This is a genomic window from Bdellovibrio sp. HCB209, from assembly GCF_047306065.1.
GTDB lineage: Bacteria > Bdellovibrionota > Bdellovibrionia > Bdellovibrionales > Bdellovibrionaceae > Bdellovibrio.
The window spans coordinates 1200031-1218672 of record NZ_CP178618.1; the positions used below are offsets into that span (position 1 = coordinate 1200031).

17 protein-coding genes are annotated in these 18642 nt (G+C 44.4%); 8 read left to right on the forward strand and 9 right to left on the reverse strand.

What is annotated here, in order from left to right:
- Positions 1 to 3: 3 nt before the first annotated feature.
- The 4 genes from ACLVWP_RS05870 to ACLVWP_RS05885 all read right to left on the reverse strand — a co-directional run bounded on the left by ACLVWP_RS05870 (position 4) and on the right by ACLVWP_RS05885 (position 7758).
- Positions 4 to 1575 carry a GAF domain-containing protein gene (locus ACLVWP_RS05870; protein WP_413560612.1) on the reverse strand — a complete coding sequence of 524 codons (1572 nt, stop codon included), beginning with the start codon at positions 1573 to 1575 and terminating at the stop codon, positions 4 to 6.
- Complete coding sequence (locus tag ACLVWP_RS05875; RefSeq protein ID WP_413560613.1) at positions 1572 to 6374, reverse strand: CheR family methyltransferase; 4803 nt, start codon at positions 6372 to 6374, stop codon at positions 1572 to 1574. The genes ACLVWP_RS05870 and ACLVWP_RS05875 overlap by 4 nt, the downstream gene beginning before the upstream one ends.
- Before the next feature lie 12 nt (positions 6375 to 6386).
- Positions 6387 to 6749, reverse strand: coding sequence for a two-component system response regulator (locus ACLVWP_RS05880; protein ID WP_413560615.1), 363 nt, complete (start codon positions 6747 to 6749; stop codon positions 6387 to 6389).
- Between the two features lie 181 nt (positions 6750 to 6930).
- Entirely contained in the window at positions 6931 to 7758 is an 828-nt protein-coding gene (locus ACLVWP_RS05885) for a helix-turn-helix domain-containing protein (protein WP_413560617.1), read from the reverse strand.
- Positions 7759 to 8164: 406 nt separating this feature from the next.
- On the opposite strand from ACLVWP_RS05885, the gene ACLVWP_RS05890 reads away from it, so the two are divergent.
- Together ACLVWP_RS05890 and ACLVWP_RS05895 are read left to right on the forward strand one after the other, a co-directional pair.
- Positions 8165 to 8317 (forward strand): hypothetical protein, encoded by a 153-nt coding sequence (locus tag ACLVWP_RS05890; protein ID WP_413560618.1) that lies wholly within the window; start codon positions 8165 to 8167, stop codon positions 8315 to 8317.
- 9 nt (positions 8318 to 8326) lie between these two features.
- Positions 8327 to 9145, forward strand: a complete 819-nt coding sequence (locus tag ACLVWP_RS05895) for a phospholipase A (RefSeq protein WP_413560620.1) — start codon at positions 8327 to 8329, stop codon at positions 9143 to 9145.
- Between the two features lie 24 nt (positions 9146 to 9169).
- Here the strand turns inward: ACLVWP_RS05895 and ACLVWP_RS05900 are convergent, their stop codons facing one another.
- The 3 genes from ACLVWP_RS05900 to ACLVWP_RS05910 form a co-directional block, all read right to left on the reverse strand.
- Complete coding sequence (locus ACLVWP_RS05900; RefSeq protein ID WP_413560621.1) at positions 9170 to 10666, reverse strand: DUF1552 domain-containing protein; 1497 nt, start codon at positions 10664 to 10666, stop codon at positions 9170 to 9172.
- A 9-nt stretch (positions 10667 to 10675) separates the two neighbouring features.
- Positions 10676 to 12889, reverse strand: a complete 2214-nt coding sequence (locus ACLVWP_RS05905; RefSeq protein WP_413560623.1) for a DUF1588 domain-containing protein — start codon at positions 12887 to 12889, stop codon at positions 10676 to 10678.
- A gap of 255 nt (positions 12890 to 13144) precedes the next feature.
- Positions 13145 to 14185: an LLM class flavin-dependent oxidoreductase gene (locus tag ACLVWP_RS05910; RefSeq protein WP_413560625.1), complete on the reverse strand. Its 1041-nt coding sequence runs from the start codon at positions 14183 to 14185 to the stop codon at positions 13145 to 13147.
- 99 nt (positions 14186 to 14284) lie between these two features.
- Between ACLVWP_RS05910 and ACLVWP_RS05915 the strand changes: the two genes are divergently transcribed.
- The 5 genes from ACLVWP_RS05915 to ACLVWP_RS05935 all read left to right on the forward strand — a co-directional run bounded on the left by ACLVWP_RS05915 (position 14285) and on the right by ACLVWP_RS05935 (position 16734).
- Positions 14285 to 14899, forward strand: a complete 615-nt coding sequence (locus ACLVWP_RS05915) for a DNA-3-methyladenine glycosylase I (protein ID WP_413560627.1) — start codon at positions 14285 to 14287, stop codon at positions 14897 to 14899.
- Positions 14900 to 15256 carry a nucleotide pyrophosphohydrolase gene (locus ACLVWP_RS05920; RefSeq protein ID WP_413560629.1) on the forward strand — a complete coding sequence of 119 codons (357 nt, stop codon included), beginning with the start codon at positions 14900 to 14902 and terminating at the stop codon, positions 15254 to 15256.
- Positions 15249 to 15647 (forward strand): hypothetical protein, encoded by a 399-nt coding sequence (locus tag ACLVWP_RS05925; RefSeq protein ID WP_413560630.1) that lies wholly within the window; start codon positions 15249 to 15251, stop codon positions 15645 to 15647. The genes ACLVWP_RS05920 and ACLVWP_RS05925 overlap by 8 nt, the downstream gene beginning before the upstream one ends.
- Positions 15644 to 16030 carry a hypothetical protein gene (locus ACLVWP_RS05930; protein WP_413560632.1) on the forward strand — a complete coding sequence of 129 codons (387 nt, stop codon included), beginning with the start codon at positions 15644 to 15646 and terminating at the stop codon, positions 16028 to 16030. Before ACLVWP_RS05925 ends, ACLVWP_RS05930 begins: the two co-directional genes overlap by 4 nt.
- A 77-nt stretch (positions 16031 to 16107) precedes the next feature.
- Entirely contained in the window at positions 16108 to 16734 is a 627-nt protein-coding gene (locus ACLVWP_RS05935) for a CatB-related O-acetyltransferase (RefSeq protein WP_413560633.1), read from the forward strand.
- Here ACLVWP_RS05935 and ACLVWP_RS05940 read toward each other — a convergent pair whose 3' ends face one another.
- Positions 16735 to 17196: an SRPBCC domain-containing protein gene (locus ACLVWP_RS05940; protein WP_413560634.1), complete on the reverse strand. Its 462-nt coding sequence runs from the start codon at positions 17194 to 17196 to the stop codon at positions 16735 to 16737.
- Positions 17197 to 17256: 60 nt separating this feature from the next.
- On the opposite strand from ACLVWP_RS05940, the gene ACLVWP_RS05945 reads away from it, so the two are divergent.
- Complete coding sequence (locus ACLVWP_RS05945) at positions 17257 to 17865, forward strand: M15 family metallopeptidase (RefSeq protein ID WP_413560635.1); 609 nt, start codon at positions 17257 to 17259, stop codon at positions 17863 to 17865.
- An 8-nt stretch (positions 17866 to 17873) separates the two neighbouring features.
- Here ACLVWP_RS05945 and ACLVWP_RS05950 read toward each other — a convergent pair whose 3' ends face one another.
- Positions 17874 to 18242 carry a hypothetical protein gene (locus ACLVWP_RS05950; RefSeq protein ID WP_413560637.1) on the reverse strand — a complete coding sequence of 123 codons (369 nt, stop codon included), beginning with the start codon at positions 18240 to 18242 and terminating at the stop codon, positions 17874 to 17876.
- Positions 18243 to 18642 lie beyond the last annotated feature (400 nt).

The following is an 18642-nucleotide window of genomic DNA, read 5'->3' on the forward strand; positions in this document are numbered from 1 at the left end:
CTCCTATTGCTTAGAACTCAGTTGAGAGATAACGAAGTTTTTTTGTACAACGACGTCGATCACAACTTGCTTTAAATATAGCAAGCCATCGATTTTATATGAAGCCCAAGGCTTACTTTTGTTGCGAATGACCTCTTCCCAAGAAGCAAATGAGAATCGTGGATTGATGCGACCAGAAAAATTCTTTTTTTCAAGATTCTTATTGGGATTTCCGCCCCACGTGATCACTTTGACCAGTTCCGGACGGAACAAGATTAACAACGAATTTTCTTCGTCCTGAAGAGAAACGCAAAGCAAACCGCACGCGACCTGAACAATTCCTGCGTACTTAGGCAAAATGGCGGCGATACTATCTGCGGCTACGTATGTTTTTTCAGTGGTCTTTAAAATGTCTCGAAGATCTTTGGCTAAATCCTTAAGAATCGAACTTGGAGGCGTGATGCCAGCTAAGTCGAAGCGCTTGTCGCCACATAGTGCAACGCCAGTCGCAGAAAATATATCCATCAATGCCATGTGCTCTCGGAAGAGGGCATCTATGGGGTCTTTTACGGGAATGACTGTGGCGACAAGTGTTCTTAATCTTGCATCGAAAACGGATTTTACAGTTTGCCCCTCAAAAAGCTCAATCAACGAGGCATGCGCCGCAAATGCATCGGCAATCACTGCGCAGGCTGCGCGTAGCTCTTGCGACAGATGGAAAGACTTCATGTGATGACAAGCGATAAGCCCCCAAAGCTCTCCATTCACAATAACTGCAAATGACATCGAGCCTTGCACTCCCATATTCCTTAAATATTCAAGATGAATCGGGGCCACTGAGCGCAGACGAGAATCCGATAGATCCCATTTCTTCTGGGTTTTCGGATTCAAATTCGGATGGATTGCAGAGATGGGAGCCTGGGAATCGCTAATTAAGCGGACCTTATTTTTTAAGTAAAGGTCGCGAGCGGGCTTTGGAATGTCAGATGAAGGGAAGCGATGATTCATAAAAGAGTGACTGCCTAAAACGCGGTCTTCTCCGATGACTTCTCCATGCCAGGCTGGCGGTATGAACTTATACATCATCACTCGGTCGATACCAGTCATTTTACGAATGAACTTGCAGGTAAGGTCTGCAGTTTCGCGCAGTTCTCGAAGATCCTTGAGTGAAGACATAAAATCCTGGAGAATAAATTCCTTTAGAAACGGTTCTTCCAGGTGAGTTTGCGGTGTGTTCTTTTCAAACTCTAGGCAATATACGCCCTCTGTTTCAAAGATATAAAGATCGTACTTCTGACTGTCGATAACCGTGTTGAAGTATCGTCCTGGATTCAAAAGTCCGGTTTTAATAAATAGTTCAACCTTTGCTAGGGTTTCAGAATCAAGAATGAAACCAAGATGTCCTTGAAGTACCTGACTCTCTGCCAGATTTAAATAGTCCGCCGCGTTTGCAGAGCTGGCGATAATTCGTTTTTCGGGCCAAGTAAAAAATAAACTGCAGCCGTGAATTTGAACTGCGCCAGACAAATGAATCTGCTCGTTGTTACACTCTGCTAGATCCCCCAGCATGGTACTAAGTTCGGTGTCGTTAATCATTGTTGGATCTCATTTCTTGGCGCCCAGTTCGCGATGGTTTTTTTAAGAATATCAATACGTACCGGTTTTGAGACATAATCGTCCATGCCCGCTTGTTTGCAACGGTCGGCATCTCCTGACATCGCGTTAGCCGTTAAGGCGATGATCACTACGTCTGATTTTCCGTTTTTTAAGTTGCGGATCATATGCGTGGTTTCATAGCCATCAAGCTCTGGCATCTGTACATCCATCAGAACAATCTGATAATTATTTTGCTCAATCTGGCGAACGGCTTCCTTGCCCGAACTGACCGTGGTCGGGTGATGTCCCAAACGTTTTAAGAATAAATCGATGATATAAAGATTTTCTTCATTATCGTCGACGGCAAGAATTTTCAAACCTTTAACCTCGTTATTAGGAGGCTGACTTAAAAAGCGCTGACGCTCTTGTTCTTCTGCCATTTGGTTCAGAGTGCCAAGCTGTAATGCCACTTCAAACCAAAACGTGCTGCCTTGACCTTGTTCACTCGTGAAACCCATATCGCCATTCATCATCTGTGCAATTTGGCGAGAGATAACTAAACCGAGCCCTGAACCACCAAAACGTCGCGAATGCCCGGACTCTACTTGCGAGAAACGTTGGAATATTTTTGAATGGTCTTCTTTGCGAATACCAATTCCTGAATCTTTCACTTCAAATCGGAATCGCATTTCCCCATTTCGGACGTCGCCAGTTGAGATGACTCTCAGTTGGATGTGGCCTCGGTCTGTGAACTTCAGAGCATTACCCAAAAGATTGACCAAGACCTGACGTAAACGACCTGCATCGCCAATGACGGGACGATTCGCTTCTTTGGTAATATCCACGTCAAGATCAACACCCTTTTCCTGGCATTGAATTGCAAACATTGAGACCGTTTCTTGAGTCAAATTTTCTAAATTGAAGGCCTGATGAGACAAGGTGATTTTCCCTGCTTCAATTTTAGTAATATCCAAAATGTCTTCAATCAATGACAAAAGGGCCTTACTAGATCTTTCAATACTCGACAGATAAGACGACTGTTCATTATTAAGAGAAGTTTCCTGCAGTAAATGAGACATACCCAGAACAACATTTAGCGGAGTTCTAAGCTCGTGGCTCATCGAAGCTAGGAAATTACTTTTCGTGACATTGGCTTCTTCAGCGGTCTCTTTAGCTGCACGGAGATCACGCTCAATCGATTTGTACGCAGAAATGTCTTTAGACACGAGCGCGACGCGTGTAAGAACTCCTTTAGCGTCAGGAATTGGCAAATGCATGCTCGACATGTGAACATCCACACCTGGCACGTTCCAATGTTCATCTAAATTGTACGAAATGTTCTTATCCAGGATTTCGTTGTAGCGTTCGATGAGTTCTTCTGCTCTTGCTGGAGTTCGCACATCACGAAGTTTGCGACCGACTAATTCACCCGGACGTTTTTCTAAAAGTTTGGAGCCTGCTTCATTCAGATACTCAATGACGAAATCGTTCTCTGTACGACGAAGAATCACGATAACATCGGTTGTGTTGCTAAATATCGTGGTAAAGAGCGTCTCGTTTTCAAGATGGCGATCGGCTCGCATACGATAGTCCGTCACATCGAAGCCGACGCTTTGTATTTCTTGGAGCTGATTAGCGGAGTCGAAAATTCCACGGTGGAACCAACGAATCCAACGTAAAGAGTTGTCTTCACGATAGATGCGCACTTCTGTCTGACCCACGGGATTATCAGGGCTCATTTTCAGAAGCTCTGCTTTAATTTTTGTCTGATCCTGAATGTTTAAATATTCATGGAAAAAATGGCCGACATGACTTTGTGGTGTGCCGCCGAACTGCGTCGCAAAAACTGTATTCACGAAAACCAATCGGCCATTTGGAAGATGTCGACATACCAATACGGCCTGATCTTCAATGATAGCTTTATAACGCGATTCGCTTTCGCTGAGTTCTCGCAACGCATTTTTCTGAACTGTCACATCCGTGCAGATCATACAAACCGCATAAGGTCTGGCATGATCAAACAGAGGAAAACGATTGATCAAGAAGACATGATCTTGATCATTTTTTTGATAGATTTCTTCTTTTTTGGCTGCTCGGCCAGAAAGCATAACTTCTAAATCAGTATCCCGGAGCATTGTAGCGATGTTGTCAGGAAAAAGTTCGCGGTCTGTTTTTCCAATGACTTCTTGAGACTGCAAATCAAAAAACTCTTTAAACGCCTGGTTGGCCAGAATGTATTTACCAAAGTGATCTTTGACGGTGATAGGGTTAGAAAAACCTTCGACTATAGATCGGATTTGTTGTTCTCGAACTTCCAGCTTTTCGCTGGTGCGAATAAGATCTGTGGTGTCGACAAACAGCAAGATCGCTCCCCAAACTTGTCCGCTCTCATCTTTGAAAGGCTGACAGCGTAGCTGGTAGATCTTTTGGTGACTTTCGCAGAAAGATTCCGACTTTTGTTCTTTTTGGATGGCATTATCCAAAACAGACACGAAGTTAGGAAGTTCAAGGTTCGTGGAGAGGGTGGTGACATCTTTCCCCATATCAGAGGTCGAAATACGGAAGATTTCGCGGGCTTGTTTATTAAACCTGATAATTCGACGCTGACGATCAACGACGATCAGTCCCGAATCGATGCTCTCCTGAACATTCAAAAGATTTATATTAAGATCTTTAAGCTCATGAGACTTGCCCACGACTTCCTCGTTGACGGTAACAAGTTCTTCGTTGCTACTTTGGAGTTCTTCGTTAGTCGTTTCTAACTCTTCATTCGCACTTTGCAGTTCTTCGTTGGTGGAACTAAGCTCTTCATTCAGGGCTTGTAGTTCCTCGTTAGCAACGCCAAGTTCCTCAATGACAGTTTGCAAGTGCTCGCGGGTAGAGTAAAGCTCTTGTTCGATTTCTAAGACTCTTTGGGAGTTGTCAGTGTTAATGACGGGAATCTGTCCAACGCTCTTGCGAAGTTTGACGGATTCGAAGTCGATTAAGAAGTATTCTGCATCTGAGCCGTTGGTGAGAGTGCGCGCAACCATCCGGAACGAGTTCTTAGAATTGTTTTTTTCCTTATAGATTTGGCTGCGATGGATATCAGTGTTGCCTCGGCACTTGCGAAGCAGAATTGGCAGCTCTAAGCTGACTTCTTTCGGCAAAAGATTTACTAACCGAAAATCAGACGATGTATTTGAAAATCCCACAAATTGGGAAACATCACCAATCACCTGTATGATGTTTGAGTCTATGTCCACGATCACTGCTGAGTGATGATAGTCCTTTAAAAGACGAACCATGCCTTTTTCAAGTAAACTAGGCTCCGTGGGTCTCTTTTTAACGACAAGATCCCCGAAGGAATAGGCTTGTGCCTGTCGAGTCGATGAGTGAATTACCGAAGGTACGTTGAGTTTCCTAAAGACTTTGTTTTTTTTATCCAAAGTTTCAAACATGCCGCCAGCTGTCCCTAGAGACTCAGATTTTCCGAGGAACAGGGTGCCCCCAGGCAGGAGTGAGTAATGGAAAATATCGAACATTTTCTTCTGTAAGTCGGGCTCAAAGTAAATCAAAACATTTCGGCAGGAAACCAGATCTAATTTTACAAAAGGGGGATTGTGGATCATATCCTGGCGGGCAAAAAGGACGATGTCTCTCAGTTTTTTTGTGACTTCGTACTTTTCACCATCGCGAGGAATGAAATAGCGCTGTAAAAAGTCTGCGGGAATATTTGCGACCTCGTTCTGCTTATAGATACCATTTCTGGCTTCCAGCAAGGCTTCGTAATCCAGATCGGTTGCAAAAATTTTCACTGGGAATGAAAGATCCATACGCTCTTGGGCATCTAAGATCATCATCGCTAGTGAATAAGCTTCTTCGCCGGTAGCACAGCCTGCCACCCAGGCTCTGAATTCCGCGGGCTGTTTTTTATTAAAGACGATTTCCCCGATATACTTTTTTAAAGAGTCAAAAGCTTCTTTATCGCGGAAAAAAGAAGTCACGCTGATTAGCAAATCTTGCGAAAGCTGCAAGGCTTCGTTGGGACTTTCTTGCAGTACGGGAAGATACTCTTGCAAAGTTTGGATACGTAACAAACTCATGCGCTTTTTAAGTCGACGAACGATGGTGGAGGGGCGGTACTGACTAAAATCTGATCTGGTTTTTTCGTGAAGGATTTTTAAACATTCCCGAACTTCCTTCAAATCAAAGATATCTTTGCCTTGGTTTTGGCGTTGTAAGATATAGTCTTGTATTTGCCCCGCCATTTCGGCGGGCTGTAAGATTGAATCTATACAAGATGTTTCGACGGCTGCTTGAGGCATGCCATCGTATTTTGCAGTATCTCCCTGAGCAATCGTGATCCCACCGGCTTCATGGATAGCGCGAATACCTTCCGCACCATCAGTGCCAGTTCCAGACAAAATGATTCCCACGATTTTTGGAGCATGATTTTTAGCCAATGAATTAAAGAAAGTATCCACTGAGGGTTTGGGGCGGGTTTCCGGACCAACCGGCTGCAGTTGAATTTTGGCGTTGTCGACGATCACATCGCAATTGGGAGGAATGATATAGATTTTGCCTGGGGCTAAGGATTCGTCATGAAAAGCTTCAGTAACAGGCAGCGTAGAGTGTTTTCCCACTAATTCTGTCAGCATGCTTTTCGCGTGAGGAGAAAGATGCTGAGCTATAATAATCGAGCCTTCAAAGCCTTCGGTAAACGAGGATACGAATGCAGAAATAGCTTCAAGGCCCCCAGCCGAGGCGCCAACTCCGACAATCCATCCCTGAGTTGTGTGATTTGCACTGTGTGGCACTTGGTTGCCCCCTTAGTGTTGATTCAGTTCTGCTGACACCGCTTTCACAATATCGTTTTTTTGAACCGGCTTACGCAGTCCTTGAGCGGTATTGAAAACATCCATCCAAGTTTGTAAATCATCTCGTCCACTGACGAGAATTTTTTTGATTGAATCGAAATGTGGATTTGCCGAAAGTTCCATATAGAAATCCATCGTCGGCATATCCGGAAAAGTAAGATCCATAACGATGAGGTCCGGAGTGTCTTCGGTAAGAGATTGAAGTGCTTGTCGCGCCGAAGTTGCTGTAGTGATTTGGCAACCCATTTCTTTGAGGTAACGTACATACAGCGTTAACAGATCTTTGGAATCTTCGATGATTAAAACTTTACTCACAGACAAACCCCCTCTGTTTGTGGCCAAATTTCTACACTAAAAGGTTTGCCCAGGAGTAATGAAAAAGTGAAGAAGCGTTTCTTTAGTTTCCATGATGTAATGGTTTTAACACACAACTGAAATTTAACTGCCGAACAACATAGCAGAGACAATGCACTAATTGGTGCGCAGCGTGACAACTTTATATATTATCAATCTTACCCGCGAACTCATCGACGATTTTTAAATATTTGGAGTCTTGGCGAAGAGACACGTGGGCGTTCAGAATCACCGCTGTGAAAAGTTCGTCTTCTTTGTAGGCCTTTTCTTCGATCTTACCGATGGCGCTTAATTGCATAATGGCTGCCGCGTTTTCAGTGGCCCATTTTTGATAGCTTTCCTTCGTCAGCTTTACTGTTTGAATCGAATAAGTTGCATGACTTTTGTGATCGCGCGTTTTGGCGTCGATGGAGGCCTCATTAGTAATCGCATCTGAAATCACGCTGGTGAAAAACTCGCCCGTGCCATCAATCCAGCGCTTGTAATAAGTTTTCGCCAAAACCCCGTCACCGAAATTTACCTGAGCATCAAAAGCAGACTTCACGCGAAGCTTACCAGTGACCTTGATCATTTCTAGTTTTTCTAAGCGAAGCAGATATTTATCGACAGAAAGTTTAGTGAGCTTGTAGCGTTCGGCAATTTCTTGCGGAGTTTTGCCTTCATGAATTTGCAGAAAGAACGCCAGGTAGTTCATATTTTTAACCAAGAACTTTTGCTGTTCGTCGGTCAGGCGATTTGGTGATTTGCTGGAGCTTACTGTTGCAGTCAACGCATGCAAGTCAGAAAGATTCAAATCCAGGATGTCGCAAATTCTGAAAAGATCGTTTAAGCCCAAGTCATGGTCGCCCATCCAGCGTTTGATGGTAGGAACGGAAACTTCCATTTCCTCGGCCAGGTCTTCGTAAGTCATTTTACGTTTCTTAAGTTGGTCTTTAAGAACGGCTTTGATCTTTTGAATTTGAATATCCATTGAACTAATCTCTCCAGTTTAGAAAATCCTGACCGAATTCTTTTTCCAATAAAGCCATTTGGACTTCAGAGGTACCTATCGTAAACAACCAAGAGAAAAATGCTTTCATAGAGTCCTCCTTTTTGAGGGTGAGTGTCTTGAAAACAGTTTTGCTCCAAAAAAAGAAGCCCCGCAAGGGCCTTGCCCAAGGTATCAGAAATTGAGCCGAAAAGGCAATAAATGGCTTAATTTATCGAAAAAGAATCTTTTGAAGATCCGCTTGGGTGGGGAATTTTGCGACACCGATTGGGGAGTATTGGGAGTCCTCCTGTGCCAGCCATGCGCCTATTTGTTTTAAATCACTTTCAAGCTTTGCACGTCCTTTGCTTTACCAAAAGCCGTCATACTCGCTGAAGGAGAAATTATCATGTGGAATCGAAAATCAATAGCAACAGTCGCTCTTATCATCTTCGTTATTTTCGGCATCACCGTAGTCGTTTATCCATTGCTCTACAATCCGAATAAACCTGTGGATGCAACCACTCCCGTCGATCAGCCCGTTGTCTTGCCAGTGAAATAGGGCGACCTCATGAAGTATATCTTATGCATTTTATTTTTATGGTCGGCCAGTCTACACGCGCAAACCTCCGCAGGGGCTCCCGAGGTGGAGACTCAAGGAAAGAATGCCTTAATTAATCAATCGCGCAAAATCACGGTACTGGATAAGCAAGAGCAACTGCGTATCTTGTACTACAAGCCAATTTATTTTGCGTATGGTGATCCCACTGCCAAGCTTCAGTTTAGTTTCCGAGTGCCGCTGTTTGATCAGTTTGGTTTAAACTTTGCCTACAGCCAAATTATCTTCTGGGAGCTGCAAGAGGAATCAAAGCCCTTCTTGGATGCGACCTATAACCCAGAAATCTTTTATCGCGTTAAATACGACAAGCCCGTGATTCGTTCGATCGACTATGGCGCTTGGGAGCATAACTCCAACGGTAAAGCTGGGGATGAGTCCCGTTCCTATGATCAAAGTTATATTCGTGCGAATTGGGCCTTTGAATCTAAGAGCTGGGTGATCCAAACTTCGGCAAAGGCCAAATATATTTGGAGTGTGGATGAAACCAATCGCGACGTGAATGATTACATCGGGCCGTGGGAGTTAGAGTTTAAATTTATTCAGCTGTTTGATTCGATCTTTGATCAATTAGAGGCGGTCGTGAACGTCAATCCCGGAGGCAAGTGGGGGACTGAGTTTGATAAGGGTGGTTATCAGCTGAGTTTTAACTTTCACTTAGGTGGCCTCAAAGTCGTTCCGGCATTTTATCTGCAATACTATCATGGCTATGCGGAAACGTTAGTGAACTATGATCAATCGGTGGATGAAGTAAGAGCGGGGTTTATGTTCTAAACCCGCAGTTGAAAATGCTAAATGTTAACCGCGAATCAGCGGTAAGATCTCGCGGCGGTGATTGCCGCCCAGGTAATCATAGCTCGACAACAAAGTCCCATACACACCGAAGCCCTGCGTGCTGCCAGCCTCATAGTCAGCAGGCTGCATGCCCATGGCTTGCATGATTGTGATCAACAACTGATTGTACGGACGACCACGTTTGTAGTCGCCTTCATCACCACCGATAGGGCGGCGCTTAGTACCATAAGATGGACCGTAATCAATATGACGACCTGTTTTAATGTAACCACCGGCACTGCCTGCAAGCAGAACTGGATTGTTTACGGAGTTATGTGCATTCGTATTCTTAGTCGTCCCTTGGTCATTACCCCATAGGATCAATGAATTATCCAAGTAAGTTGAACCCGTCGAAGTATCCTCAACAGTATCCATGCGAGTTAGGAATCTAGAAACACGATTTGCAAAGAACGTCATCATCGCAAGCTTCATCAAACGAAGTTCATCCGTACCGGCGTGATTCACGTCCTCATGGAAGCGCACAGAACCTGTCACACCTGGCACGAAGTTTACCGAACCACTGAAGTAGTCGTAAACGTGCATCATCAATGTTGCTGTTTGAATTTTACCGCACTTAACGCCAACTTCGATCACATCAAACATCTGGTCGATCACCACTTGGTAATCGGCAGGGTTCGATGATTTGACCGGAGAACTTGAAGGACCCGTTGGATTCGTACAAGTCATTGCCGGAGGAGCCTGAACGTTGGCGTTTAGTTTTTTCTGAAGGTCATTGATCATCGCCATGTGTTGTTCCACGCGGGCTAGATCGTCTTTAGATAAACGTTTATTCGATCTTAGGTTTACGTATTCAGCGTAAACCTTATCAACCACCAAGATATCACGGCGAGTGAGCTTATCAGCCGCATTTGGAGTTGTCGGCGTAGTGCCTGTGCCAAACATGCTCGAGAAAACCGAAGACGGATTGAATTGACCAGGAACATAGGCTTTGTTTAAGACACTCACATGAGAAGCCCCGTTGTAATTTCCGTCATCCACGGATTTCACATACAGATTCAAAGGGGAGCCGCCATATAAGAATTTGGAAATCATTTGGTCAATACTGCTGGTCGCCTCAGACACCACGCCACCAGTCAGCATACACTCGGCATTGTGATTCGGAGTTTTCGACAAAGGATCTAAGCGTGACAAAAGCGTCAATTTAGAACGAAGGCTGTCGAATTGAGTTCCTAAAACTGGAGACATCGCCCCAGGAATTGCAGACAGAGCGACCTCGCGGGAGTTCGCATCTTTTTCAGTCCAAGTGAATTTTGCAGGATCGGGCAGCCATTGCTCAACGGCTTGGCAGTGACCATTATGAATTGCGATAAAGCGCTTCTTAATGTTCGGCCCGGTTTGAGCTTGGGCTTCAGGAAGCATGGAAGGCAGAAAAGGCAAGGCAAGTGCAAGACCGCCTGTACCTCTTAAAAACTGACGACGCGATAACTTATTCCAATGCATACGAACCTCTTACAGAGACCCGCGTTTACGCAAACGGAAGTTCGCATCAAACGCAGGGGATTTAAACATGTTCAAAATAGTTCCTGGTTGGTCACCACTCGAGCTGGCCTTAGTTGGGTCAGTCAGTTGTGAGAAGCTTGTATTCATCGAGCAGTTATCCGCGTTCGTGATGGCACGACCGATCGTATAAGTACCCCATTGTTTCACCATACAAGCCGGACCGCGAGAAGAGTTACCAATGGCTGTCGCCATTTCCTTTAGACCAACAACTTCTGGGTCGTTTGCAGATTCAATATTTGGTTTCACACGGGCATTCACTGGGTGATTTGCCAAAATGTTACCGTTTGCATCGAAAATACTTTCGACTGTGCGGTATTTACCAAAGGCATTGTAGTTTTCCATCACAAAACCCATCGGGTTGATCAGGGAGTGACATGCTTGGCAACGCACAGGTGAAGTACGTGTTTCGATTTGCTGACGTTGTGATTGCGTTGGATCTGGTACTGGTGGCGCAAACAGATCTTTCTCGTCTGGTCCGATAGTTGGAAGTGGGATTGAATCACACAGAATATTTCTGCGCATCACTAGACCACGGTGAACCAAGCTTGAGTTATCAGTCGGGCTGAACATAAATCCAACACGGCTCATAAGGCCTGGGCGCTCTTCAGCAGACAAGGCTACACCTTTTGCGGCACCGTAAATTAAAGTCAAAGCTTGGCCTTGCGTGAAGCTCGCCGGTGAAGTCATAAGATCACGATAAGTACCAGCCACAGAGTAAGTGTAGTAGTTCGTGAAGTCTCTCATCTCTTGCATAGCTTCTGGTTGGATCGAAGCTCTTGGAACATTTCCAAGGAACCAAGTTGAGTGATTTGACGAAGGCATGCGGTTGATACCGAGCCATTGGTTATAGAACTCAACGATGTGCTCTTTGGATTCGGCCGTTGCAAAAACGCGGTTTACGACTGTTTTATAACCGTCAGCCGTTGCAAGTTTTCCGTCGGCAGCTTCTTTCATCAATGTCGCATCAGGGCCACGGCCCGTTGCCAAGAACGCGATACGAGCAGCCAATTCATAGTCGGTAAGTTTAACCAGATCCTCGCGACCATTCACAGGAGTTCCGTTCAATTCTACTTTATAGATGAAATTCGGAGATTGGAGGATAGCCATAACCGCAACAGTTAAACCGTCATTGATATTGCCGCCAAACTCAGAGTTATAAAGGTCCTTATAAACCTGTTGTTCAGCCGTAGTAAGAGGGCGACGGAAAGCTTGGCGAGCAAATGTGCTAAAGAATCCTGTCCAGCACGCATCTGTCATGCCGCTTGAGCTGTTACAGCTATTCGTCGCAGAAGTTCTCCAAGTGGAACTTGTTGCGAATAAGTTCGCAACTTTTTTACCTAGAGTTAAGTAAGCCTCGACGTGTGCCGCAGACACAGTCATATCAGTGGAATCGAAAACACCACTCACAACATCCGCTGGTAAGTTATCGATATCTGATTGCAAGCTATCGATATTCACTTTGCCATATGCAAGAGATTTCAATGTTTGTAAGTATTCACGACGACTCAAGCGGCGCAAATTGCTGACCCCTGGGTCTTCACCTGGTTGGCAAGCGAATGTATTAGCAGGAATAGACGGCGTCGGTGACGGCGTAACCGTTGGAGTTGGAGACGGAGACGGTGATGGCGAAGGAGATACCGTCGGTGTGGGCGATGGCGTGACCGTCGGAGAAACCGTTGGTGATACTGTCGGAGAAGGCGAAGGTGATGGAGACGGCGACGGCGATGCACTTGGCGACGGACTTACTGTCGCAGTAGGTGATGGTGATGGAGTAGGCGTCACAGTCCCTGGAGTTCCTGGATTAAGTGCAAGAGCAATTAACTGCAATTGTTGTTCAGACAAAGCTTGGAACGCAAACATCTGTGGCACGTTGCCGATAGCTGTTTTAATGTCGATCAGTGATTTACCTGAAACCGCACTGTTTTCAAAAGTTCCATGGCAACCAGCGCAGTTCTGATTATAAAGATCGCGACCTTGCGCGAACTCCGTAGATTCGTTGATGTATTCAGGTTGGTTGGTGCCAGCAATACTTTGTAGATTGCTGATAACCGTAAAACCCTCACCACAGTTTTGGAAAGCAAAGATGGTGATGGTTGCTGCTGTGAACACGAGATATGGCTTAACCCCATATCGCCCTAATTTAGCGAAGATTGATTTGTTCACTTCATCCCCCAAGATAACTGAACGCTGACCTCAAGGATAGCAGTTGAGTTCGTGTCGTTAAGCAAATCTTTCTCAGATTCCCAATTCGGGACAAACTCTAGACATAGGCCAAACGAGTCTCAGGGAACTCACGAACTTATGGTCAGTGTTTCCTTAATTTACTCTCGAGAAACACATGGAATCTCGGCGAATATTTCAACCGAGAAATCGATTTTATCTTTTGTTAAATCAGAAATTTACGAGGGGAAAGTGGCCTTATTTAGTGGCCACTTTTTCTCTGACAAGAGGAACAACTTTCGTTGCGTAAAGCTCGATACATTTCATCAAGTCTTCGTGGGGAAGAGTGCCTAAGCTGTACTTTAAATCAAAGCGTGATACTCCCAAATGCGAAACTGTTGCCGCAATTTTATTAGCAACTGTTTCGGGTGAGCCCACATACAAAGATCCCTCAGGCCCGATTTGCGCTTCGAATTGTTCTTTGGTGATTGGTGGCCAACCGCGATCACGACCAATGCGATTCATCATCGTACGATAATGTGGCCAGATGGTTTCTTTGGCTTCTTCGTCAGTCTTAGCAACGAAGCCAGGGGAGTGAACACCGATAGGCTGAGTGCGCTGATTGGATTGCGACAAGGCTTTATAGTAAAGATCGACGAAAGGTTTAAATCCTTTCGGATCGCCACCAATAATTGCCAGCATCAATGGGAAACCATAATGTGCAGCACGGATGACTGATTTCGGAGTGCCTCCAACGCCAATCCAAGTTTTGATTCTTTCGTGTTCTGGTTGAGGATAGACACTTTGATTCGCTACTGGAACTCGCGTGTTGCCAGACCAGTTCACGGGATTGCCTTTTAAAATCTGTGCAAATAGATCCAACTTTTCTTCGAACAACTCTTCGTACTGTTCCAAATCAAATCCAAAAAGTGGGAAGGACTCGATGAAAGATCCACGACCCATGATCACTTCGGCGCGACCGTTTGAAATAGCATCAATCGTTGAAAATCTTTGAAAGACACGGATAGGATCATCAGAACTTAAAACAGTAACCGCAGATCCCAGACGAATTTTTTTAGTTTGTGCTGCGATGGCAGCAAGAACTGTTTCGGGAGCAGAAACCGCAAAATCATCACGGTGATGTTCGCCGACGCCAAAAAAATCCAAACCCAATTGATCAGCAAGCACGCCTTCAGCAATTACATTTCGAATCACTTGAGCTTGGGGCAGGGCCTTGCCATTCAAATCATTTGTCACGTCGCCAAAAGTATCTAAACCCATCTCAAGTTGTGCTGCCATAAAAGCTCCTGTTGCTATGATCAGTGTAGCGGGAGTTTTCTGCTTTTAGCATTGTAAAAGTGCACAAAATTGATAGCATGACGAACATCTGAGGTTTCTATGTCGTACTGCCGTGCCATCGTCCACATGTCTGATGAAAAGAAAGCAATTCATAAACCCTATCATGATAAAGCCTATGGTTTTCCGATTCATGACGATGATGAGTTGTTCTGTCGTTTGATTTTAGAGATCAATCAAGCGGGACTGAGTTGGGAAACGATTCTAAAAAAGCAGGACTCATTCCGTAAAGCGTATCATAACTTCAATATCAAAAAAGTTGCGGCCTACAAAGCAGCCGATCGTGCGCGTTTGATGAAAGATCCTGGCGTGATTCGCAATCGTCTTAAAATCAATGCGGCGATTGAAAACGCGAAATCCATCTTAGTGATTCAAAAAGAGTTTGGCTCCTTTGAAAAATGGCTGGCTCACAATCATCCGCTGACGAAAGAGGAATGGGTTAAGCTTTTCAAAAAGACCTTCAAGTTCACTGGCGGCGAGATCGTGAATGAGTTTTTACTAAGTGCGGGCTATTTGCCCGGCGCTCACGATAAAAACTGCGAAATTTATCACAAAGCCCTGAAAGCTAAACCTTTGTGGAACCAAAGAGTAAAAGCAAAGGTTGCTGATAAACCTAAAGTAAACGCAAAACCTAAACCCAAAGCAAAGAAGAAATAGATGTCACAAGATTCTATTTCCAAAATGATTAAGACGATTCAAACTTTTTGCGAGGAGCGCGACTGGGATCAGTTTCATCCTCCCAAAGATTTGGCGATTGGGATGTCGACAGAGTCCAATGAGCTTTTGGATCTTTTCCGCTTTAAGTCGGAAGCGCAGATCCAAGAAAAAATGAGTTCTCCAGAATTCAAAGAAAAAGTGTCAGATGAACTGGCCGATGTGTTTTTCTTTGTACTTCGCTTTGCACAGATGAATCAAATTGACCTAGGAATGGCGTTGGAACGTAAACTGGCTAAGAATGCGGCCAAGTATCCAGTCGAAACTGCAAAAGGGTCTAACAAAAAGTACAATGAATAGTCGATTGCAAAAGCCTCTCCGTTATTTTGAATTGTGGCTTTTTAAGTTCATCACTTTTCTAATTGGTTGCATGGTGTGCTTTTACTTTCAAGCAAAGTGGGGCATGGACGTTGTCACCTCGGCGGCCTTAACCGGATTGCTGGGAACTTTTATTCCTGAAACCAAACGAATCGAAAGCAACCATATTCACGCCAATATTTATATGGGCGCCTTTGTGGCTATGGGTTCAAAGGTCACCGAGCAAGGTTTTTGGGAAATCCTTTTGGTCTCAGCGATTGGCAGTCTGATTTATTTTGCGATGCTTCGCTATTTTAAAGGTATGGGCGGCAGACTTGGCTTGATCGCTTTTATTTCATCACTTCTGGGTTTGGCATTGAAGGTGATGGCATGACGTTAACGTTGCTGGGTGTTTTGCTGGTTTCCATGGTCAGTGCGCAGATCACTTATCACCTGATTCATAAATGGCATTGGGCGACGATTCGAGCTTCGGCTTTGCCGACATTGATATTTGTGATTCTGTTAAGTCTTCTTGATATTAATTTAGATGGAGCCCTGAGGGCGGCGTTTTTCGGGGCAACCTTTGTGGGCATGACCGATAAGTCACGCCTCGGGTGGAGACGGGTGCTACTCGCTAGTATTATTTTTGGTTTAGTCTTTACTTTCCTGATTCCGTTAGCAAAAGGAATCGGTGGAGGCCTTGGTGCTGCTGCATTTGCGGGAAGTGCCGTGGTCTATGCTTTGACAAATTTCGTGAAGAAGTTTGCAAAGACTTAACACTCCAAAGTTTGTACTATTCTGGACTTAGATTTGTTTTGTTTGTTTCTGGTTAGCCAAACCTTTACGCTAAACTCATGAAAAACTATTTTGAAAGTCCTTTTGCCGGTAAGTCCCTTAAAGAACAAACGACAAATCCAAATATTATTGTGGGAGAACACAGTTACTATTCGGGCTACTATCACGGTCATTCTTTCGATGATTGTGCCTGGTACTTGGCTCCGGATCGTAAGGATGTTGATAAACTTTATGTCGGCAAGTATTGCTCCATCGGAACGGGCGCTGTGTTTTTGATGGCCGGTAACCAAGGACATCGCAAAGAGTGGATTTCAACGTATCCATTTGCGTTCATCAAATCGAATCCAACTTACGCAAAAGCAGAAAATGGCTATCGTCCAGCAGGTGACACTGTCATCGGTAATGATGTTTGGATCGGTGCCGAAGCGATGATCATGCCGGGCGTTCGTGTTGGCAGTGGTTGTGTGATTGGTGCACGCGCGGTAGTGACTCGCAATGTGGATCCTTATTCCATCGTAGTTGGTCATGGCGAAGTTGTGCGCAAGCGATTTACAGAGCCCGAGATTTCTATGTTGATGGAAATGAACTGGTGGGATTGGTCTGATTCAATGTTAGCGGATGCAATGCCACTGCTCACGAGCAATGACATCGTTGGTTTGTACCGCTATTGGGAAAAAAGAAAATAACTAGCCGCCAGCTAAAGGCTTATAAGCGCCTTTACGTAAATTGATTCCGTATTCAAGATAACACTTCAGGGCTGAGATCATTTGTGACCAGCCCATGCAGTTGCCATAAGATAACTTTACGTTTTCCTCGTTATCCTTCCAACCAGTCTCATAAACTTTCACTTTGGTTTCGCCGGTATTTAAAGCTTCAAAATGAAACTCTACCGTATTTTCGCCTTTGCCATCCGGATTGCCCCATTCAAAGATAATCAATTTATCATCGATGACTTTTTTAGATGTGACAGGGAATGGACCTGGAAAATCAGCGAACTCCCAAAGGACAGTAGAACCTTCCTTCAACGGAGCCGAAGCACCAGCCGTGGTGAAATAAGCGCTGATCTTTTTATTGTCATAAACGCCACTGAAAACTTCGCGGACTGGTTTTTGGATTATGATCCAACACTCAAATTTAGGAATCGTCATCAGGGCCTCCGAATAAGTATTAATCATTGATCGGGGAGGGAATCCTTGTAAAGTAATTCCATGACTTCGTTTCATAATCAGCTTGAGTGGATAGAAAAGAATTTTAAAGAGATCAAAGACTCCGACGAGGTGTCTTTAGAGCTCAAATATGCAACGAATGACAACTTTATGCATACAAATGTGTACGGTGGCTTTGATCGTTGCTTCGTGGCTCCAGTGGCTTATGAGATGTTCATGCGCGCTTGTGATGAGCTTAAAAAGAAACATCCCACTTTGAAATTCCTTGTCTGGGATGCTCTCCGCCCACGTAGTATTCAAGCGCAGTTCTACAAACATCTTGAGGGGACTCCGTTTCAGAACTATGTCGCTCCTCCGCATCCAGGTTCGTTGCATAACTTCGGTATGGCGATGGATCTAACTCTGCGAGAAAAAGACGGCGACTATTTGGATATGGGGACAGGATTTGATGATTTCAGGGACCTGGCTCAGCCAAAACTCGAACAGCAGTTTTTAAAATCCGGTGAGCTCACCATGTTGCAGTTTAACAATCGCATGGTTTTAAGAGCGCTTATGGAAAACCAAGGCTTCAAAGTTCTGGAGCACGAATGGTGGCACTTCAACGCACTTCCCAAAGACCAAGTCCACGGCAAGTTTCTAATTTTAGAATAGGGGGCCGGTTAAGCGGCCTTCAAATTAAATTCAATCTGTTCGTACTCGACAATTGGAGTTTTGACGGATCTTCCAGATGCTGTTGAGGTTTTGATTTTGATCACTCCGACCTTTTCGAAAAAGAGAATGATTTTGTTGAGGTTTGAGATGTCCATTTCAACAAGTTTTGCTAACTCATAAACGGACTTTGGCTTTTGATTTAAAATCACTGCAAGAAGGCCCATATTCTTTACGAATTTATCGAATTCCTTTTTGTCATCAAAGGAAACTTCATAGTGATCACCTTTCAGAGTTCCTTTACGGGCACTTTTCAGAGCTTTCTTAAAATCACCGAGGGAGTCAGAGCTCGTTTTTAAAGATACGATCAGTTTTTTCATAGTTTGACTCCTAAATTTTTAAAAACGATGTCTTTAAAGTCTTTGATCAACTGGTCATCATTTTTGTATCGATACTCGAATTCTCGATCATTAATATGAATGTGCGGCCCTTTGGGATGGTGGTTGTCCATTAAGACAAAATTACCATTCTTTATGTTTTTACAGATAAGTCCGTATTTGATTCCGTCTGGATACTTGTCTGATGCCTCGAACTCGTGAATTGAAAGTTCCACCAAATAGTGTTGATGCGCTCTAAGTTTTGAATAGTACCGCAATCGGGCCTTCATCTATTACCTACCATCTATAATGGTTAATTTCAACCAATATTAGTAAAAAAAAAGGTACCTATATTGATTTGTAAGTTCGAAAAGTATGCAGAAATGGGGGCTTCGGGGAGGGA